Raw genomic sequence first — 18,142 nt, 5'->3', positions numbered from 1 at the left:
CTTGCGATCCTTATGGCTCAGAGAGATTCAGTCAGGTTAAAACAGAATATCTCTCTGCAGATCTGTGTCAACCGCTTACAGGTGCCTGCGTACTTCGACAAATTCGGGTTCGCTGGCATCACGAGACAGGCGGAATCCCAGCTTTTCACACACCTTCAGCATCTTGCTGTTGTTCTTCAATACTTCACCGATCATGATTTCGATGCCGCGATCCTTGGCGATTGTCATCAGGCGTTGCATCAGTTCGCGACCAATGCCGTGCTTCTGCCAGTCGTCGGCAACGGTGAGGGCAAACTCGCACGACTCGTGATCCGGATTGGTCACATAGCGTGCAACACCGACCGCCCTGGCATTCGGCTTTTCATCATTGATCACTGCAATCAGCGCCATCTCGGTGTCATAGTCGATCTGGGTAAAGCGTGCCAGCATCATCGGCGTGAGGTTTTCGAAGTTCTGTACGAATCGGAAATATTTACTCTCGGCCGACAGGTTGGTGACAAAGTCCTGCTCGATATTGGCATCTTCAGGACGGATAGGACGAACCACGATATCGGTGCCGTCAGCATGCTGCCAACTTGAGACCAACTCGGTCGGGTAGGGGTGAATTGCCATGTGACCGAAACTCTCGGTACTGGTTTTAGGCGGACGCACAGTGATGCGTGCATCGACTGCAATGACCTCCTTGTCATCCAGCAGTACGGGATTGATATCGAGTTCATCGATTTCGGGCAGTTCGCAGACGATTTCTGAAGTTCTCTGCAGAACATTGATCAGGGCATCGAGATTGGCTGCCGGCAGGTTGCGAAATTTGCCCAGCATTTTCGAGGCACGCGTGCTATCGATCAGCTGTTTGCTGAGATATTCATTCAGTGGAGGAAGGGCGACATGCGAATCACCGTAGACCTCTACCGCAATACCTCCTGTACCGAAGCTGATGACCGGGCCAAAAACGGGATCGTTGGAAACACCGATAATCAGCTCGCGCGCATGTGGCTTGTTGATCATGGGTTCAATTGTGACACCATCAATATGTGCATTCGGCATCGCTTCCTGAACAGAGTCGATCATCTCGCGATAAGCAGTGCGTACCGAACGCGGCTCGTTGATGTTGAGGCGTACACCACCGACATCCGATTTGTGCGTTATATCGGGTGAATTGATTTTCATTGCAACTGGCAAACCAACACTTTCAGCTGCGACCAGGGCCTCTCCTGCAGACGAGACGTTCAGGGTTGGCGAGGTAGGGATCTGAAAAGCATTCAATACCGCCTTTGCCTCTGCCGTGTTGAGTGTCTGGCGTCTCTCACTCAGTACGTTTTCAATGATCAGCCTTGCACCCTCAACATCAGGAACCTTGTGCTCAGAGAGTGGGCCGGGAGCCTGTAGCAACGCCTTCTGGTTACGGTGATAGCAGGCAAGGTAACCGAAGGATTCAACACCTGCTTCCGGGCTGCGCAGATGCGGGATGCCGGCATCTGCCAGTATCTGGCGGCCTTCCTCAACAAGACTCTCACCCATCCAGCAGGTGAGTACAGGCTTGGTTGATTTTCCCCTTGCATCGACAATTGCCTGTGCGCAACCGGTTGGATCTGTCATTGCCTGTGGTGTCAGCAAGACCAGTACGCCGTCGACACTCCTGTCCTTGAGGATCGCTTCGGTGGCCTGGCGATAGCGCTCGGGTGGTGCATCACCGAGAATATCGATGGGGTTGGAGTGTGACCAGAATGGAGGCAGCACGCTATCCAGGTGATCATAAGTCTTCTGCGACATCTCCGCGAGTGGCACATCGATATCGTGTGCACGATCTGCCGCCATGACGCCCGGGCCACCACCGTTAGTGATAATTGCAAGGCGTGAGCCACTGACACGCGTTCCTGAAGCGAGGACTTTTGCCGCAGCAAACAGCTGTGCAACAGTTTTTACGCGAACGGCTCCGGCACGTTTAACCGCGCTATCGAAAACGTTGTCAGACCCGGCCATCGCACCCGTGTGCGAGACGGCAGCTTTTGTACCTGTATCATTGCGTCCTGATTTCACCACGATAACGGGCTTGAGACGTGCTGCAACACGCAGACCACTCATAAAGGAGCGTGTATCCGTAATGCCTTCGATATAGAGCAGGATACTTCTTGTTTCCGGATCAACTGCCAGGTAGTCGAGGACTTCACCAAAGCCAATATCTGCGGTAGCACCAAGAGAAGCGACTGCCGAAAAGCCAAAGCCCTCGGTATCGGCCCAATCGAGCAGGGCAGTACAGAAGGCACCTGACTGGGCAACCAGTGCAAGCTCACCGGTTTTTGCCGGACTCTTGGCAAAAGTCGCATTGAGGCCAACGCGTGGTCTGACGATGCCCAGGCAGTTTGGACCAATCAAGGGGATATCATAGGTTCGTGCAATATCGACAATCTCGTTTTGCAGGTCCAGACCGGCCTTACCGATTTCTGCAAATCCTGCAGAGATAACAATCACGGCAGCGACACCATGATCTGCACACTCTTGCATGATGCCAGGGATGAGTTTGGCCGGTGTGGCTATCACAGCGAGTTCAATCGTGTGATCGACCCCTGAAACAGATTTGTAGGCAGATAGTCCCATGATTTCATCATGCTTTGGATTGACAGGATAGAGGGCGCCGCCGAAACCACTATCAAGCAGATTCCTCAGAACCTGCCCACCAACTGAACCCTCGGATTCTGATGCACCGATAATTGCAATTGAATCAGGTTCAAAGAGTTTGGAGAGATAGTGCTTTTTCATGATAATTGTCTCAATGCCAAGGAGATTCGGGGTGTAAATTGACCATATGTACAGAATAGTCCAGTATGTTGTTGCGCCGCAACATCAATTATCATTTATTGCATGAAATATTTATGAAGGGAGCACAGGTATGGCTATAGGTTTCATCACACATCACTCTTTCATGCTGCATAACATGGGCGATTACCATCCCGAGTGTCCTGAAAGATTGCATGCGATTAACGACCGCCTGATCTCTGCAGGTGTCGAGCCTTACCTATATCACCGCGAAGCTCACAAGGTTGAGCGAGAGCAGCTGTTGCGCGTGCATGATTCAGATTATATCGACCAGGTGTTTGAGACCTCACCGGCAGATGGGTTTGCCTATCTCGATGGTGACACCGCCATGTGCCCGGATACACTCGACGCTGCCCTGTTTGCTGCAGGTGCCAATGTTCAGGCTGTCGACATGGTCATGACCGGACAGGTTAAAAAGACATTTTGTGCTGTGCGCCCGCCGGGACACCATGCCGAGCATAACCGGGCAATGGGTTTCTGTTTCTTCAATAATGTCGCAGTTGCAGCTGCACATGCTATCGAGGCATATGGACTGGAGCGTGTTGCGATTGTTGATTTTGACGTGCATCACGGCAATGGCACAGAGGATATTTTCAGTGGTAATTCCAAGGTGCTTTTCTGCTCAAGCTTTCAGCATCCTTTCTACCCGGGTAGCGGGGCAGATACGAGTGTGGATAACATCGTCAACTGTCCGTTACCGGCAGGCGCAGGAAGTCGTGAGTTTCGTGATGCCGTGAGTACCGCATTTGTCCCGGCAATTGAGGCCTTCAAGCCGCAACTCATTTTGATATCTGCCGGTTTTGATGCACATATCTCGGATGATATGGCACAGATGGAACTGCACGAGTCGGACTACGCATGGGTGACACAGCAGTTGTGTTCACTTGCTGATACCTATTGCGAGGGCAAAGTTGTTTCAACCCTGGAAGGCGGCTATTCACTTGATGCATTGGCAAGGTGTGTCACTGTTCACGTCAAGAGGCTGATGGGGCAGGTATGAGTATGCGCCATTGAAAGTTCACCCATTCTTCTGCTAGTGTTTTGTTCTTGGAGAACAAAAACATGAGTGGAACGACTATGAAGAAGATTTTTACACAAACCGCAGTGGCTGCAACAGTTCTGGCAGCAGCAACAATAGGCAGCATTCCGACAGTTGCGAGTGCAGCACAAAAATTTGTTTCTATTGGTACAGGTGGCGTAACCGGAGTCTACTACCCGACAGGCGGAGCGATTTGCCGATTGGTCAACAAGACGCGTAAGGAGCATGGTTACCGCTGTTCTGCAGAGAGTACCGGTGGTTCCGTCTATAACATCAACACGATTCGTGCTGGTGAACTTGAATTTGGTGTTGCCCAGTCCGACTGGCAATTTCATTCCTATAACGGCACTTCCAAGTTTAAAGATGCCGGGCCATTCAAGGAATTACGCGCCATGTTCTCGGTTCATCCTGAACCTTTCACCGTTGTCGTGCGCACTGATTCCGGTATTAACAACTTTGAAGAGATCAAGGGTAAACGTGTCAACATCGGTAACCCGGGCTCAGGTCAACGCGCTACCATGGAAGTGGTCATGGACGCATTTGGCATGAAGAATAGTGATTTTGCACTGGCTTCGGAGTTGAAAGGTTCTGAAATGGCTGCAGCCCTGTGTGACAACAAGATCGATGTCATGATCTATACAGTTGGTCATCCTGCCGCTGCTATCAAAGAGGCAACAACTTCCTGTGATGTGAAGCTTGTCAATGTGACCGGTGCAGCGATCGACAAGCTGGTTGCAGATAATCCGTTTTACCGGGTCGCAACCATTCCTGGTGGTATGTACGCAGGTACGGATAAGGACGTAACTACATTCGGTGTTGGTGCAACTGTCGTTACATCAGCGAATGTGCCTGACGACGCAGCTTATGCCGTCGCCAAGGAGACGATGTCGAATATTGAGCAGTTCCGTAAACTGCATCCGGCATTTGCCAATCTTGATCCCAAGACCATGGTTACTGATGGTCTTTCTGCACCGCTGCATCCTGGCGCAGAAAAAGCCTACAAGGAACTTGGCTTGATGAAGTAAGTATTCTGTAGTCTCTAACCGCCGGCTGTCCATGACACCCGGCGGTTTTTTAATTTCCTGACCAGGATCTTTCACAGGAAGAGTATGACTGAAGTGCAGACTAAATCCACTACGCGGGAGAGCAGTATCGAGGAGATGGTCGCCGAGAGCGATACTGGCGCACGTCATCCTGTCGGTATGGCAGGTACACTGCTGATACTCGTTCCGCTTGCCTGGTCACTGTTTCAGATTTACGTCTCTTCCACGCTGCCTTTCTGGCTGACAACGACCCTGGGTGTCAACCTGACATTCAACTCGGATGAAACACGTGCAATCCATCTTGCATTTGCTATGTTTCTTGCCGCTACCGCGTTTCCGCTCCTCAGCAAATCGCCGCGAGACAGGATTCCCTGGTATGACTGGGTACTCGCCCTGGTCGGTGTTGCAGTCTGTCTTTACCTGCCGACTTTCAAGAGTGAAATATCCCTGCGCCCTGGCTTGTGGACAACGACAGACCTGGTCGTTTCTGCTGTTGGTATCACGCTGCTGCTGATTTCCGTCTATCGATCTCTTGGCTTGCCCCTGGTGGTGGTCGCATCGGTATTCATGATGTATGTCTTTTTCGGTCATTACAGCTGGTTGCCGGAAGTGATTCAGTGGAAGGGTGCCTCACTCTCAAAGGCGCTGGGCCACTACTGGATGCAGACCGAAGGTGTTTTCGGTGTCGCACTGGGTGTCTCCGCATCCATGATATTCCTGTTTGTTCTGTTTGGTTCGATACTTGAAAAAGCAGGTGCCGGTGCCTGGTTTATCAAGACGGCTGTTGCAATGCTTGGTCACTTCAGAGGCGGACCGGCCAAGGCGTCGGTGCTCTCATCTGCCATGACCGGAATGATCTCCGGCTCCTCGATTGCCAACACGGTAACAACAGGTACATTCACAATTCCACTGATGAAGCGGACCGGTTTTCCACCGGAGAAGGCGGGTGCTGTCGAGGTGGCGTCGAGTACTAATGGCCAGCTCACACCACCGGTTATGGGTGCTGCGGCATTCCTCATGATCGAGTATGTTGGTGTCAGCTATCTTGAGGTGATCCGGCACGCATTCCTGCCTGCACTGGTCTCCTATATTGCGCTGCTTTACATCGTTCATCTTGAGGCGATGAAACTGGGTCTTCAGGGTTTACCAAGGGGCTCACAGCCCGGAAAGCTGATTTCACGTATCGCCAATGTACTGCTGGGTTTTCTTGTTGTCTCCGGACTGGCAGCCGGGCTCTACTACGGACTCGGCTGGACCAAGGGAGTTTTTGGTGACAGCACCATATATATCGCCATGGGTCTTTTTCTCATCGGCTACATCCTGTTGGCAAAATATGCCGCAGGCATACCCGATCTCGACCTGGATGACCTCAGTCGTCCAATGCTGGTCAAACCGGAACTGCGTCCGACGGTAAGAACAGGACTCTATTACCTGTTGCCAATCGTCGTGCTTGTCTGGTGCCTGATGATCGAACGTTTCTCACCCGGGCTCTCTGCATTCTGGGCTACCATGGGAATGATTTTTATTGCCCTGACCCAACACAGCCTCAAGTCCATTATGCGCAAGCAGGCGAGTATTGCAGATGGCATCAAGCGTGGTTGGTCACAGCTGATCGACGGCATGGTTGCCGGTGCACGCAACATGATTGGCATTGCCGTGGCCACGGGTGCGGCTGGTATTATTGTCGGCACAATATCACTCACAGGTGCGCACCAGATCATGGGTGAATTTGTCGAGTTTCTCTCCGGCGGTAACCTGATGCTGATGCTGTTCCTGGTCGCTCTGCTGAGCCTGATACTTGGTATGGGCCTGCCGACCACGGCTAACTACATCGTGGTATCGAGCCTGATGGCGCCAGTGATTATCTCTGTCGGCGCCCAGTCGGGACTGATTGTTCCGCTGATCGCAGTACATATGTTTGTCTTCTATTTTGGTATTCTTGCCGACGATACGCCGCCGGTGGGACTTGCGGCTTTCGCAGCCTCGGCAATCTCAGGTGGAGATCCCATTCGTACCGGTATTCAGGGCTTCACCTATGATATTCGTACTGCCATTCTGCCATTCCTGTTCATTTTCAATACGGACCTGTTGCTGATCAACGTCGGTCCGGTTCAGGCAGTGTTTGTTTTCCTTGTCGCCCTGGTTGCGATGATGGCATTCGCCTCTGCCACGCAGGGTTTCATGTTCGTACGCAACAGGTGGTGGGAGACACTCTTGCTGCTGCTGGTCGCTTTCACCATGTTTCGTCCCGGTTTCTGGCTTGACCAGGTTTCATCACCCTATGAATACAGGCCAGGAATAGAGATCCTGCAACATGCACAAGCCGCACCGGCTGATGATCAGCTGCGCATGGTAGTAGAGGGCCCTGACAGCCGAAACGGTAAAATCAAGCAGTTGACGCTCTATGCACCACTCGGTGAGAGCGGCACTGGTGATGAGCGCCTTATGTCAGCAGCAGGCCTGATGGTTGATGTGCAAGGGGACAGGGCCCTGCTGGAAGAGCCGATGTTAAACACAGCGCTGTCGCAGACTCTGCTGCAGTTTGACTTTTATGCGGATGAACCCGTTAGCGTGAAACGTATCGAGCTGCCTGCTGAACGCATGCCAAAGGAGTTATTCTTTACTCCTGCAGTCGTATTGTTGTTTATTATTATTATTATACAGCGTCGCAGACTTTCTTCTTCTGCATAGGGGGCAACAATGTTCAAAGAGGTTTTACTTGCAGTTGATTTGCATCATGAGTCGTCATGGAAAAAGGCGTTGCCGGTGGCGATTGAATATGTCAGGTCATCAGGTGGCACTTTGCACCTGCTGAACGTGATACCTGATTATGGTATGGCAATTGTTGATCAGTATTTTCCCGAGGACTACAAGAAGGAACTTGAGGAGAAAGCCCTCGCGGCGCTGGAGGCATTTGAGAAGGATCATCTTCCTGACGATATTCAATATGGAAGTATCGTCGCAGAAGGTACTGTCTACAATGAGATTATCGAGATGGCGAAAGAGATTAATGCAGATGTGATTGTAGTCGCATCAGGACATGATGGCATCAAGGACTACCTGATAGGCCACAACGCTTCGAGAGTTGTACGGCATGCGCCCTGTTCTGTGACCGTGGTGCGTTGAGTTTCACCAGAATCTCCTGTCGCCAGTCATCGACATGAAAACACTCTTCGATATCCTGGGTATAGAGTGGCGTGAGGTTAGCCACAGGGAACGGATTGTCTCGGCACTGGGTGCATTTCTTGGTATAGCGGCGGTTGTACTGACCAGTCGCTATTTCCTTGGAGATGAAGACTCCTACCTGGTTATCGCTTCAATGGGTGCCTCGGCAGTATTACTCTTCGCAGTTCCACACGGTGCCTTGGCACAGCCTTGGTCTGTAGTAGGCGGGCATCTCGTTTCAGCGCTGCTTGGTGTCACTTGTTCACTGATGATTCCCTCCGATCTGCTTGCTGCACCACTGGCTGTTGCACTTGCTGTCGGCGCCATGCATTACCTGCGCTGCATACACCCGCCGGGCGGGGCAACTGCACTGGTTGCCGTGATTGGCGGTAGTGAAATTGAAGCACTTGGATACCAGTTTGTGCTCACGCCTGTTCTTGCCAACACACTGGCAATTCTTGTCACTGCGATTCTGTTCAATCTCTTTTTCGAGTGGCGCCGTTATCCAACCTGGCTGTATCAGCGCCTGGCCGTGAAAAAAGAACAGCTTTCGTCTGAATCCTACGAGGCGATTGCCCATGAGGACTTTGTTTACGCCCTCAGTGAGATCAACTCCTATATCGATGTCAGTGAGAATGACCTGCTGCGCATTTATGAGTTGGCAACACGCAGTCGGCAAAACAGGCGTTTATCTCCCGATGAGCTGATGTCCGGCCATTACTACAGTAATGGTAAACCGGGAGACGCCTGGTCGATCAGGCGCATCATCGACATCTCGTCAGATGAAGCAGGTCGCGACGACGGTATCATTTATCGTATTGTTGAAGGAGAGGGCGCACCATCCAATGGCTCTGCTACCTCTGCGGAATTTACCCGCTGGTGTCGCTACGAGGTGTTTCGCGAGGGAGATAACTGGCGTCGGGTAGAAGATAAGTCCGGCTAGTCTCACTCCTCTCCGGGTGATATTGTTTTACATCATGACATCATCTTCCCGAATGATTTAACAGAATGTTTACTTTTGATACCGCTCAGTATTATCGCGGCCCGAATTTATATTCTTCAAATTCCGGTATTTTGTTGTCGATAAGTGACGATGAGACGACAACTCTGTTTGACTGGAAGCCTGACCGGGAAGAGGCCGCTTATCTAATTGAGTTTCTTGGCAAGTCGATCCCTTTTTCTGCTGATACTCAGCTTCTCTCTTCACCGGAGACTCTGTGCGAAGCACGCTTACCCCTGGTCGCGCTCTTTTCAAGCATAGCGTCCCTCTGTGTTCGCGACTACTGCCTGCAGCCTGCGCCGGTTCAATTGTTTGGCAGGAAAAACAATCGAATCAGTCTCTTTTTAGCTTGTGATCATGCAGCGATTGGCTCTTCTGCATGTGAGTTTTCATTGGCACTTGTTAATGCGATTCCTGCACTTGACCGGAGAAAGCAGGATCAAATGGGTTCTCATTTCAAGAAGGGTTTTCAGAAAGCGCGGTCACTTGCAGGTAACCATGCTCTCGATCACTCGACCAGGATCCTGGTCAGGGCAGCTATTCAGCAGGGAATCCCTCACTACAGAATGACGGGGAAAGGAGAGATCGTGCAATTGGGGCAGGGAGTTTTCCGAAAACGCATCAGCGGAGTTCTGACTGATGATACGAGTGGTGTTGTCACACGATTGCAGGAAAACAAGCCGCTGGCGATGCAGATTCTTACCAGGAACAAGCTGCCTGTTGCTGGAGTGCAAGCTGCACCTTCCATTGAACAGGCGAAAAAGATTGCACGGGAGATGGGCTTTCCACTGGTTGTGAGACCTAATGCGGAAATTGTGGGAAAAGGCGTCACGCTTAACATCAACAGCCAGGGAGAATTGGACTCTGCACTTGAGACTGCTGCTTCTTTTGGACATGGTCTGCTTGTAGAGCGATATATCCAGGGCAGCGACTACCGACTGCTGGTAGTGAATGGATCACTTGTTGCTGCAACCATGAGCGAGAAGCCGGTCGATGTAACAGACGAAATTCACCCGCATAACAGCCGTCTGGCAGAACGAGCAACGCGTATTCTGGGAATGGATGTGGCTGAAATCATTTTTCAGTCGCCGGATATCAGTTGTTCCTGGAGGGAAGTCCCAGGTGCTATTACTGGTGTTAATTCGAATCCCGAGTTGCAGTCGCATCTGGCAGCCAACCCAAAACGGGAGCTTGCCGGGCCCATGATTCGCAAAATGTTCCCGGAAAATTCAGATGGAAGAATTCCCACGGTCGGTATTACCGGCAGCGTTGGTAAAACGACCACGAGCAGAATGGTGGCAGATATTCTTTCGCAATCAGGAAAAAACGTGGCGCTATCGACAACACTGGGAGCCTGGATTGGTGATGAACAGGTGATGCAAGGTGATTTGGCCGGGGGTGGAGTCGCTTCATTGTTGATGCAGGACAGTGCAGTTGAAGCGGGTGTCTTCGAGTTGGCGCGTGGTGGACTGGTCAAGTACGGCATGATCATCGATGCAGTCGATGTCGGGGTGATGCTGAATGTACATGACAACCATCTCGGTCTGAACGGTATTCACACCCGCGAAGAACTCTCCCGTGTTAAACGGCAGGTTGTCCAGAATGCCAGGAAACTGGCGGTGCTGAATGCAGATGATCCCTTGTGCCTGGCTGCACGGGAAAGCATTACTGCACCTCGAACATCTCTTGTCAGCATGGTATCTGATAACCGGGAACTCCTGGCGCATCAGCGTAATGGTGGAATGGTGGCTTACCTGTCGAGTGATGCTTCAGAGCCTGAATTGCATTTATGGGAAGGTTCAAAACAGATTGGCCAATTGTCATGCAGGGATATTCCTGACAGCTGGGAGGGCAGAAATCGTCCTGCACTGATCAATGCGCTTTTTGCCATGGCTGCAGCGCATGGTGTGGGTGTTGATTTCGATACTATTCAAGAGGCACTTTCCGGATTCAAATCGACCATGAAGAATAATCCTGGAAGAAACAACTATTTCCAGGATCTTCCATACAGCCTGGTTGTCTGCCAGGCTGACAGTTCATACTCGATGCGCGAGGCTGCCGAATTTGCCGGGCAGATGGATATCCCCGGCCAAAAACATCTGCTTCTCTGCGCTGTCGGAGATCGTCCTGATGCATTTATCAGGGATAAGGCACGTGCAATAGCTGGGCTGTTTTCCAGTTATGTATGCACCAATTACTGTGAACTAAGGGGAGAGCGCCAGCCCGAGGATGTTCCCATGTTGATTGCCACAGAGCTGAAAGCATGCGGAGTACCTGAAGAGCAGATTCAGGTTGTTCCATCCTCTGAAGATGCGATGAAGCTTGCATATGATTCACTGAATGATGACGATCTGCTGGTGGATACAACTTTTAGCAGCGTTCATTTTGATGAATGGCTGGAACAACGGGGGTTTGAATGGCTCAGGCTGTGAAGTAAACTCCATTCCATGAATATGCAGATATCCGAACAGAGATTCGCCAATCAACTCGAGATGCAGGGGAGTCCTGTCTGCACGGTACAGGATTCCGCTAGCCAATTGTCTATTGTCTATCTCACCAGTCTTCGCGAGCTGCACAAGGAGGGTGTCGGCCGGGTTGTTTGCGATCTGGAAACCGGTTGTTTTCATCCACGGCGCACAGGAAGTCTTGAGGAGCTGGTATATCAGTTGAACAGCCCGGAGTCACCTCTCCATGGGCGATATAAGCTGACTGGAGTGATCGTTGATGACGATGACACCCGCCTTCTCGGTGGTGATCAACCGTTGTGGAACAGTCAAATGCCTGTGAGCCAAGGGATTTCCGGTCAGGGCGTGGAGGAGAGCGTCACACTAGACCAGATCACCTGCTGCATTCCTTCCAGTCGCTGGGCGGGCACATGCCCTGAGAATAGAGCAGAAAAGCGTGTCAGAAAGTCACACTACGAAGCACAAATTGCGCAGCAGCTGGATAAGCTGGGCGCTGACATTGTCATTAGCGACAGCTACGTGCGGATTATTGGTGATGAACTGCTGGGTTACGGCAGTACCGGGAGTGAAGCATCTGAATGCATGTTTATCAATATTCACCCGGCTGTTACAGACACTGGCAGGCCGGACAGGCTGCCCGGAGCCACACCAACAAGGGATGCACTGACCCGTGCGCACCACGGTTATGTCATTGTTGATGACAAGCACCATGTCGATCTGCCGGAAGGTGAAGAGATTCAGGTTGTTTACAAGGGCAGAAACAGAACCGCAAGGAGGGTCGCGCCTGTTTTACACACAGCGGCCAGTGTGCATTACGTCTCCCCACGTGTTGATAACGGCGAAGTGATTCATTGTGTCAGCGCAAGCTTGCCTCAGAAGGAATTCCTTACGGAAGAGTCGCTGCGTCATCTCAATTACCAGCTCAAAAGAGAGGCTTTGAAGGAAGCGCTGATTAAACTCGCTGATGATTCTTCCTTTCTTGATCTTGTCGGGCACAAGCGCAGGAGCCGTCATCAATCAACCGGGAACTCTCTGCTCGCACAGGGATGAGAAGGGGGGCGCATCAGGTCCCGCAAAAGGTTGCCATCACCCGCTCGTGAGATTCAGGGGGAATTGAATAGTGTTCCAACCCCGGCTGCTCGGTGAATGGAGAAGCAAGCACTTGCCGTAGTTCATTGAACACGCTGAAATCATCCTCAAACGCCGCTTCAATGGCCCGTTCAACCTGGTGGTTGCGGGGGATGACAACAGGATTACTTGATGCCATGAGACGGCCTGCTTCCTCACGCCCGCCATCCTGTTGATCAATACGCTTGAGCCAGCGGGCTTCAAAGTCACCAAAGCTGATGGATTCGGAGTTGTCCAGGCAAGTGGCGAGCTGGCGGAAGCTCTGGCTGTAATCGAGTTGATTGTCCTGCAGGTGTTGCAGCCATGCCGTGATCAGCTCAGGGTCATCATCGGTCAGCTCGGCGAGGCCAAGTTTGTTACCCATAAAGGCAAAGTAGTGCTCTTCGAACGCCGGTATAAACTGGTCCAGTAGCGACTCGTAGTCTTTCTGATCTCCGTCGAGCATCATCAGGCACTCTGCCAGCCGTGTCAGGTTCCATTGCGCCATATTGGCTTGTTGGCCATATGCATATCGACCCTGTCGATCGATGGAGCTGAAGACCTTGTTGATATGGAATTCGTCCATGAAAGCACATGGGCCATAGTCGAGCGTTTCACCGGAGATGGCCGAGTTGTCGGTATTCATGACACCATGTATAAATCCCAGCGCCATCCAGTGAGCAACCAGTCTGGCCTGCTTTTTAACAACTGCCGAGAAAAATGCCAACACGGGCTGTTCAGCCGATGCGGCATCAGGGTAGTGGCGGGCAATCGCGTAGTTGGTTAGCTCCTTCATTGCAGCTTTATCGTCTCTCGAGGCAAAGTATTGAAAGGTACCGACACGGATATGGCTGGATGCTACACGTGTCATGACGCCTCCCGGTTCGCGTGTTTCGCGAACCACGTCCTCACCTGTGCTGACGGCTGCCAGAGCGCGTGTGGTTGGTACACCAAGCTTGTGCATGGCCTCGCTGAGCAGGAATTCCCGTATAACCGGCCCTAGCGAAGATTTACCATCGCCATTGCGGGAGAAGGGTGTTTGGCCAGATCCCTTGAGCTGAATATCGTAACGCTCTCCATCGACGGGGCTGACGATTTCAGCGATCAGGGCCGCGCGTCCATCACCAAGTTGTGGCACAAAATGGCCAAACTGGTGACCAGCGTATGCCAATGCAATGGTTTCACCGCCAGGTAACGGCTCATTGCCACTGAATATACGTGCCAGCCTGGCTTCGTCGGCATCCAGCTCGTTCAGGCCGAGTTGCATGGCCAGCTCCTTGTTCCAGGCGATCAGTTCGGGTTCTGGAGCATTGGCTGTCCGGATTTTGGCGTAAAAATGCTCCGGAAGTTGAGCATAGCTGTTAATAAAGTTCATGCGATTAGTTTCGCATTACTCGCTTGAGATTCAACCTCCCCAATAATCAGGGAGTCATGGAAAAAAATGGCTATTGAACAAAAGGTGGACAGGTCATTAAATCAATAATAAATGCCGAATAATCAATTATTAAGAGAGTTGTTATCAAATACCTGAGCAGAAAGGTGGGTTTTTGCTAATTGAATTGACTATTCTTTCAGGACAATCAAAACAGGAGATGAATCATGTCCGTTAAGTCAATCGGTTTAATCGTTTTATCAGGTCTCTTCCTGGTTATAGGCTCTGCATTAGCACGCACACCTTCGCCTGAAGGAGCGCAGCTTTACATTATTTCTCCTGCAGATGGCGCAGTGGTGAGCAGCCCTGTGACGGTGAATTTTGGTCTTAAACAGATGGGTGTTGCCCCCGCAGGGATCGAGAAGGCAAATACAGGGCATCATCACTTACTCATTGATGTGGCCAAACTTCCTGCAATTGATCAGCCGGTGCCTGCTGATGATCAGCATAAGCATTTCGGTGGTGGACAAACTGAAGCTACAATCGATTTGTCACCCGGTGAACATACATTGCAGTTACTTCTGGGCGACATGAACCATATCCCACACAATCCACCTGTCGTGTCGAATAAAATCACCATAACCGTGAAATAGTCGACACCTGTACCAGGTCTGTTTGTGGGTTGATGGCTGGCGGGTGGCGAAAAGCGCCATCCCTTGGCCAGTTATTCAGAAAGTAAACCTTCTCAATAATCAGGGGTAGGTTTTAGAGAATCGAGGCTGTATAATCGCTGAATAGACTATAGACAGCTGATTTTTTGCCGATGAATGAATTCTCTTACCTTTTTCTTCTTTTCCTGTTCCTGACAACAGCCACACAGTTATGGTTGTCATGGAGGCAACAGGCTCATGTTGCTGCGCATCGCCCGAAAGTACCGGAAGCTTTTTCCGGGATGCTTTCACTCGAACAGCACCACAAGGCGGCTGACTACACCATCACCAAGGTGCGTTTTGGCAGGCTGGAGCTCTTTCTTGGATTGGCGCTGTTACTGATTCTGACCCTGGGCGGTGGCCTCAACTGGGCTGACAAGCAGCTTGTTGCGCTGGGCCACTCGGAACTTGTCACGGGAACCCTGGTGATTGTTGCAGTGACACTCTTTTCATCCATCGTGAGTATTCCTGCCGCCTTGTACAGCACATTTGTCATAGAAGAGCGTTTTGGTTTCAACAACTCAACCATGGCGACATTCTGGCTTGATCGCCTCAAGGGACTGGTTCTTTCACTGTTGATTGGTGTGCCGCTAGTCATGGCAGTGTTATGGGTCATGCAGTCACTGGGTGAATACTGGTGGATTACGGCGTGGGTGGCGCTAACCGCTTTCTCACTACTTATCACCTGGATCTATCCCCAGATCATCGCACCCCTGTTCAACAGCTTTGAACCGCTTGAAGAGGGTGAGGTTGCCGAACGTGTTAAGTCACTGCTGTCCAGAACCGGCTTTCAGTCCAACGGTGTCTACGTGATGGATGGATCCCGGCGTTCGGGCCACGGTAATGCCTATTTCACGGGTTTCGGCAATAACAAGCGCATTGTCTTCTTCGATACACTGCTGAAACAGTTGTCGGCCGAGCAGGTTGAAGCCGTGCTGGCACACGAACTTGGCCATTTCAAGAAACGCCATATTATCAAGGGCTTTATTCTCTCTGCCGCCATGTCGTTGGCCGGCTTTGCCATTCTTGCATGGTTAATGAAAAACGCGTGGTTCTATACAGGCCTGGGAGTGGAGCAGTCATCGACCTACATGGCCCTGATCCTGTTTGTGCTCATCAGCCCGGCATTTACCTACTTTCTCAGCCCGGCACTCTCCTGGGTGTCACGCAAGCATGAGTTTGAAGCCGATGCATTTGCTGCCAATCAATCCGGCGGCAGGCATCTTGTCAGCGCGCTTATCACGCTCTACAGGGAGAATGCCAGCACATTGACGCCAGATGCGCTTCATTCACTCTTTTACGATTCGCATCCGCCGGCATCGATTCGTATCAGGCATCTTGAGGAAATAGATCACGGGGCCGCATGATCAGGATTGGTCACTACCTGTTTCGCTAGATGCGGCAAGCTCCGTTTCGGGCTCGATCCGAACATGATCAAGGATCAGTGGCTGGCTCTCTGAATCAATAGGATAAGACTCGAACGAAATGTATCGGGCCGCCTTAGCCAATCGTACCTGGCCCCATTGATCTGCAAACATTCAGATATTATTTTTGAATTCATTCTTAAGGATGCTTATACTTACCTTAAATATTATTTATTTTTTATTTGGCAATAATCTTTTCGCCTGGTGCGTACATTTGGGAGCAGAACAGAAGAAATTACTGCTCTCGTAGCGAAAAGGTATACCTGTAAAAATAATAAGGTTGTCATTGTGAACCAAGGTAAAGAAGTTAATACGATCAGACGCTATCGCTGGATACTTATCCTCTTTTGGACGACTTCGATTTTGACTCTGAGCCTCTGGATGCACCATAAACAAACCGAGTCAACTTTAGAACTTCACCTGGGTCATGCACGGGCTACTTTTTGAAAAAGACATCAATTACCGGCAATGGAATGCGTCACATGGTGGTTTGTATGCGCCCATTTCTGAATCCACACTCCCAAACGAATATTTAGAGGTTCCTGAGCGGGATGTCGTTACCACATCCGGCATTGCACTGACATTAATAAATCCGGCCTATATGACCCGCCAGGTTCATGAGTTGGCTTCCAAGAAAAGTGGTGTGCTGGGACATATCACCAGCCTGAATCCCATACGCCCTGAAAATGCTGCTGATGCCTGGGAAAAAGCAGCGCTAGAATCTTTTGAACTGCATCAGGATGAGGCTAGTGGTTTCAGTGATATCAATGGAGAGACCTACTTCCGCTATATGGCGCCATTATATGTCAGCGAGGCATGTACAAAATGCCATGAAGCTCAAGGTTACAAGGTTGGAGATGTCCGTGGAGGGATCAGCATATCCTTGCCAAGTGAATACATTAACAGTAGTTCTATCATTCAAACAATAAGCTTGTTCTCAGGTCATTTTATTCTTTGGATGATCGGTCTGATGGGAATTAACTATTCATCAGGGCAATTATTGAATTCCGCAAAGCGGCAGAGAGGGTTTGGGGAGGAATTAAAAAAGAGCAATGATCAGATGGAGAGTGAGCGGAACTTGGCACGCCAATATTTCAATATCTCTGGTGTGTTATTGATCAAGCTGGATGATGAGGGGTTTATTCTGTCGATCAACCAAAAAGCTGGAGAGGTTCTGGGGGCTGATCCTGAAACAGCCAAGGGTTTAAATTGGTTTAATGAGTTCATTCCGGAAAATATAAGGGAAGAAGCTCGCGAAGCCCACTACAAACTAATGAAAGGTGAACTGGATGATTATGAATATTATGCCAATCAAATCCAGACCCGTACCGGTGAGCTTCGTGAAATCGCCTGGCGCAATTCGGTAATAAGGGATGATCAAGGGGAGATTGTTTCTACTCTCAGCTCAGGTGATGACATCACTGACCTTAACCGGAGTGAAATTGCCCTACAAGAGAATGAACGCAGGCTTTCCACCTTGATGGACAATCTGACAGGAATGGTCTATCGATGTCTGAATGACTCTAACTGGACTATGCAATTCGTCAGTCGTGGTAGTGAAAAATTGAGCGGCTATACCCCAGAAGAACTTATTGCCGATCCTGCTTTCGTCTACAGCAACATTCTATACCCTGATGATCGTTACAGAATCTGGCAGCAAGTACAGGCAGCGATTCAGGAGAACATGCCGTTTGAGGTTGAATTCCGCATCAAGCATAAAAATGGTGATGTCCGCTGGGTATTGGCACGTGGTCTGCGTGTATCATCACCAGAGGTCTCCCCGGAGGTGCTGGAGGGATATATCTTTGATATCACTGAGCGCAAACAGGCGGAAGAGATGCTGGAGAGTCAATTGGATGAAGCGCTACGTTTTCAGAAGGTGACAGTCAACCGGGAACTACGGATGAAAGAGCTGCAAGACGAAATTAAAGCATTGAAAACGGGCCGCATTACAGGAGTTGAGAATGAAGATAATTAATCATTGTTCAGTTCTTGTGTTATTG

General features: G+C 50.6%; 12 protein-coding genes. 10 read left to right on the top strand and 2 right to left on the bottom strand.

Annotated elements, in window-relative coordinates; all coding sequences use genetic code 11:
* Positions 1 to 75: 75 nt before the first annotated feature.
* Positions 76 to 2,757, bottom strand: a complete 2,682-nt coding sequence (locus BOW06_RS02705; protein WP_078453590.1) for a bifunctional acetate--CoA ligase family protein/GNAT family N-acetyltransferase — start codon at positions 2,755 to 2,757, stop codon at positions 76 to 78.
* A gap of 130 nt (positions 2,758 to 2,887) precedes the next feature.
* Between BOW06_RS02705 and BOW06_RS02700 the strand changes: the two genes are divergently transcribed.
* The 7 genes from BOW06_RS02700 to BOW06_RS02670 all read left to right on the top strand — a co-directional run bounded on the left by BOW06_RS02700 (position 2,888) and on the right by BOW06_RS02670 (position 12,576).
* The gene (locus BOW06_RS02700) at positions 2,888 to 3,814 is read left to right on the top strand and encodes a histone deacetylase family protein (protein ID WP_043117021.1); all 927 of its coding nucleotides are present in this window, start codon (positions 2,888 to 2,890) and stop codon (positions 3,812 to 3,814) included.
* A gap of 62 nt (positions 3,815 to 3,876) precedes the next feature.
* On the top strand, positions 3,877 to 4,878 hold the full coding sequence (locus BOW06_RS02695) for a TAXI family TRAP transporter solute-binding subunit (protein WP_370602425.1): 1,002 nt from the start codon (positions 3,877 to 3,879) through the stop codon (positions 4,876 to 4,878).
* Between the two features lie 84 nt (positions 4,879 to 4,962).
* The gene (locus tag BOW06_RS02690; RefSeq protein WP_078454279.1) at positions 4,963 to 7,587 is read left to right on the top strand and encodes a TRAP transporter permease; all 2,625 of its coding nucleotides are present in this window, start codon (positions 4,963 to 4,965) and stop codon (positions 7,585 to 7,587) included.
* Positions 7,588 to 7,596: 9 nt separating this feature from the next.
* Positions 7,597 to 8,022: a universal stress protein gene (locus BOW06_RS02685; protein WP_043117018.1), complete on the top strand. Its 426-nt coding sequence runs from the start codon at positions 7,597 to 7,599 to the stop codon at positions 8,020 to 8,022.
* 34 nt (positions 8,023 to 8,056) lie between these two features.
* Positions 8,057 to 9,004 carry an HPP family protein gene (locus BOW06_RS02680; protein WP_052132145.1) on the top strand — a complete coding sequence of 316 codons (948 nt, stop codon included), beginning with the start codon at positions 8,057 to 8,059 and terminating at the stop codon, positions 9,002 to 9,004.
* Positions 9,005 to 9,138: 134 nt separating this feature from the next.
* Entirely contained in the window at positions 9,139 to 11,493 is a 2,355-nt protein-coding gene (locus BOW06_RS02675; protein WP_162181095.1) for a Mur ligase family protein, read from the top strand.
* A gap of 15 nt (positions 11,494 to 11,508) precedes the next feature.
* Complete coding sequence (locus BOW06_RS02670) at positions 11,509 to 12,576, top strand: hypothetical protein (protein ID WP_043117013.1); 1,068 nt, start codon at positions 11,509 to 11,511, stop codon at positions 12,574 to 12,576.
* Positions 12,577 to 12,589: 13 nt separating this feature from the next.
* Here the strand turns inward: BOW06_RS02670 and BOW06_RS02665 are convergent, their stop codons facing one another.
* Complete coding sequence (locus tag BOW06_RS02665) at positions 12,590 to 14,008, bottom strand: protein adenylyltransferase SelO (RefSeq protein ID WP_078454280.1); 1,419 nt, start codon at positions 14,006 to 14,008, stop codon at positions 12,590 to 12,592.
* 224 nt (positions 14,009 to 14,232) lie between these two features.
* Here BOW06_RS02665 and BOW06_RS02660 point away from each other — a divergent pair, with 224 nt between their 5' ends.
* The 3 genes from BOW06_RS02660 (at position 14,233) to BOW06_RS02650 (ending at position 18,117) form a co-directional block, all read left to right on the top strand.
* Positions 14,233 to 14,658: a DUF4399 domain-containing protein gene (locus BOW06_RS02660; protein WP_043117010.1), complete on the top strand. Its 426-nt coding sequence runs from the start codon at positions 14,233 to 14,235 to the stop codon at positions 14,656 to 14,658.
* A 170-nt stretch (positions 14,659 to 14,828) separates the two neighbouring features.
* Positions 14,829 to 16,082 carry a M48 family metallopeptidase gene (locus BOW06_RS02655; protein WP_043117009.1) on the top strand — a complete coding sequence of 418 codons (1,254 nt, stop codon included), beginning with the start codon at positions 14,829 to 14,831 and terminating at the stop codon, positions 16,080 to 16,082.
* Positions 16,083 to 16,566: 484 nt separating this feature from the next.
* Positions 16,567 to 18,117 (top strand): PAS domain S-box protein, encoded by a 1,551-nt coding sequence (locus BOW06_RS02650; protein ID WP_052132144.1) that lies wholly within the window; start codon positions 16,567 to 16,569, stop codon positions 18,115 to 18,117.
* The last annotated feature ends 25 nt before the right edge of the window (positions 18,118 to 18,142 follow it).

Source organism: Solemya velum gill symbiont, assembly GCF_002020255.1.
In the GTDB taxonomy this organism is placed as follows: Bacteria; Pseudomonadota; Gammaproteobacteria; order Chromatiales; family Chromatiaceae.
The sequence above is the reverse complement of the archived record's forward strand: the minus strand, read 5'-3'. Positions and strand labels throughout refer to the sequence as shown.

Excerpts from the sequence above, each read along its gene's own strand:
- BOW06_RS02705 (WP_078453590.1), bottom strand. The coding sequence starts at position 2,757 with ATGAAAAAGCACTATCTCTCCAAACTCTTTGAACCTGATTCAATTGCA.
- BOW06_RS02700 (WP_043117021.1), top strand. The coding sequence starts at position 2,888 with ATGGCTATAGGTTTCATCACACATCACTCTTTCATGCTGCATAACATG.
- BOW06_RS02695 (WP_370602425.1), top strand. The coding sequence starts at position 3,877 with ATGAGTGGAACGACTATGAAGAAGATTTTTACACAAACCGCAGTGGCT.
- BOW06_RS02690 (WP_078454279.1), top strand. The coding sequence starts at position 4,963 with ATGACTGAAGTGCAGACTAAATCCACTACGCGGGAGAGCAGTATCGAG.
- BOW06_RS02685 (WP_043117018.1), top strand. The coding sequence starts at position 7,597 with ATGTTCAAAGAGGTTTTACTTGCAGTTGATTTGCATCATGAGTCGTCA.
- BOW06_RS02680 (WP_052132145.1), top strand. The coding sequence starts at position 8,057 with ATGAAAACACTCTTCGATATCCTGGGTATAGAGTGGCGTGAGGTTAGC.
- BOW06_RS02670 (WP_043117013.1), top strand. The coding sequence starts at position 11,509 with ATGAATATGCAGATATCCGAACAGAGATTCGCCAATCAACTCGAGATG.
- BOW06_RS02665 (WP_078454280.1), bottom strand. The coding sequence starts at position 14,008 with ATGAACTTTATTAACAGCTATGCTCAACTTCCGGAGCATTTTTACGCC.
- BOW06_RS02660 (WP_043117010.1), top strand. The coding sequence starts at position 14,233 with ATGTCCGTTAAGTCAATCGGTTTAATCGTTTTATCAGGTCTCTTCCTG.
- BOW06_RS02655 (WP_043117009.1), top strand. The coding sequence starts at position 14,829 with ATGAATGAATTCTCTTACCTTTTTCTTCTTTTCCTGTTCCTGACAACA.
- BOW06_RS02650 (WP_052132144.1), top strand. The coding sequence starts at position 16,567 with ATGCACGGGCTACTTTTTGAAAAAGACATCAATTACCGGCAATGGAAT.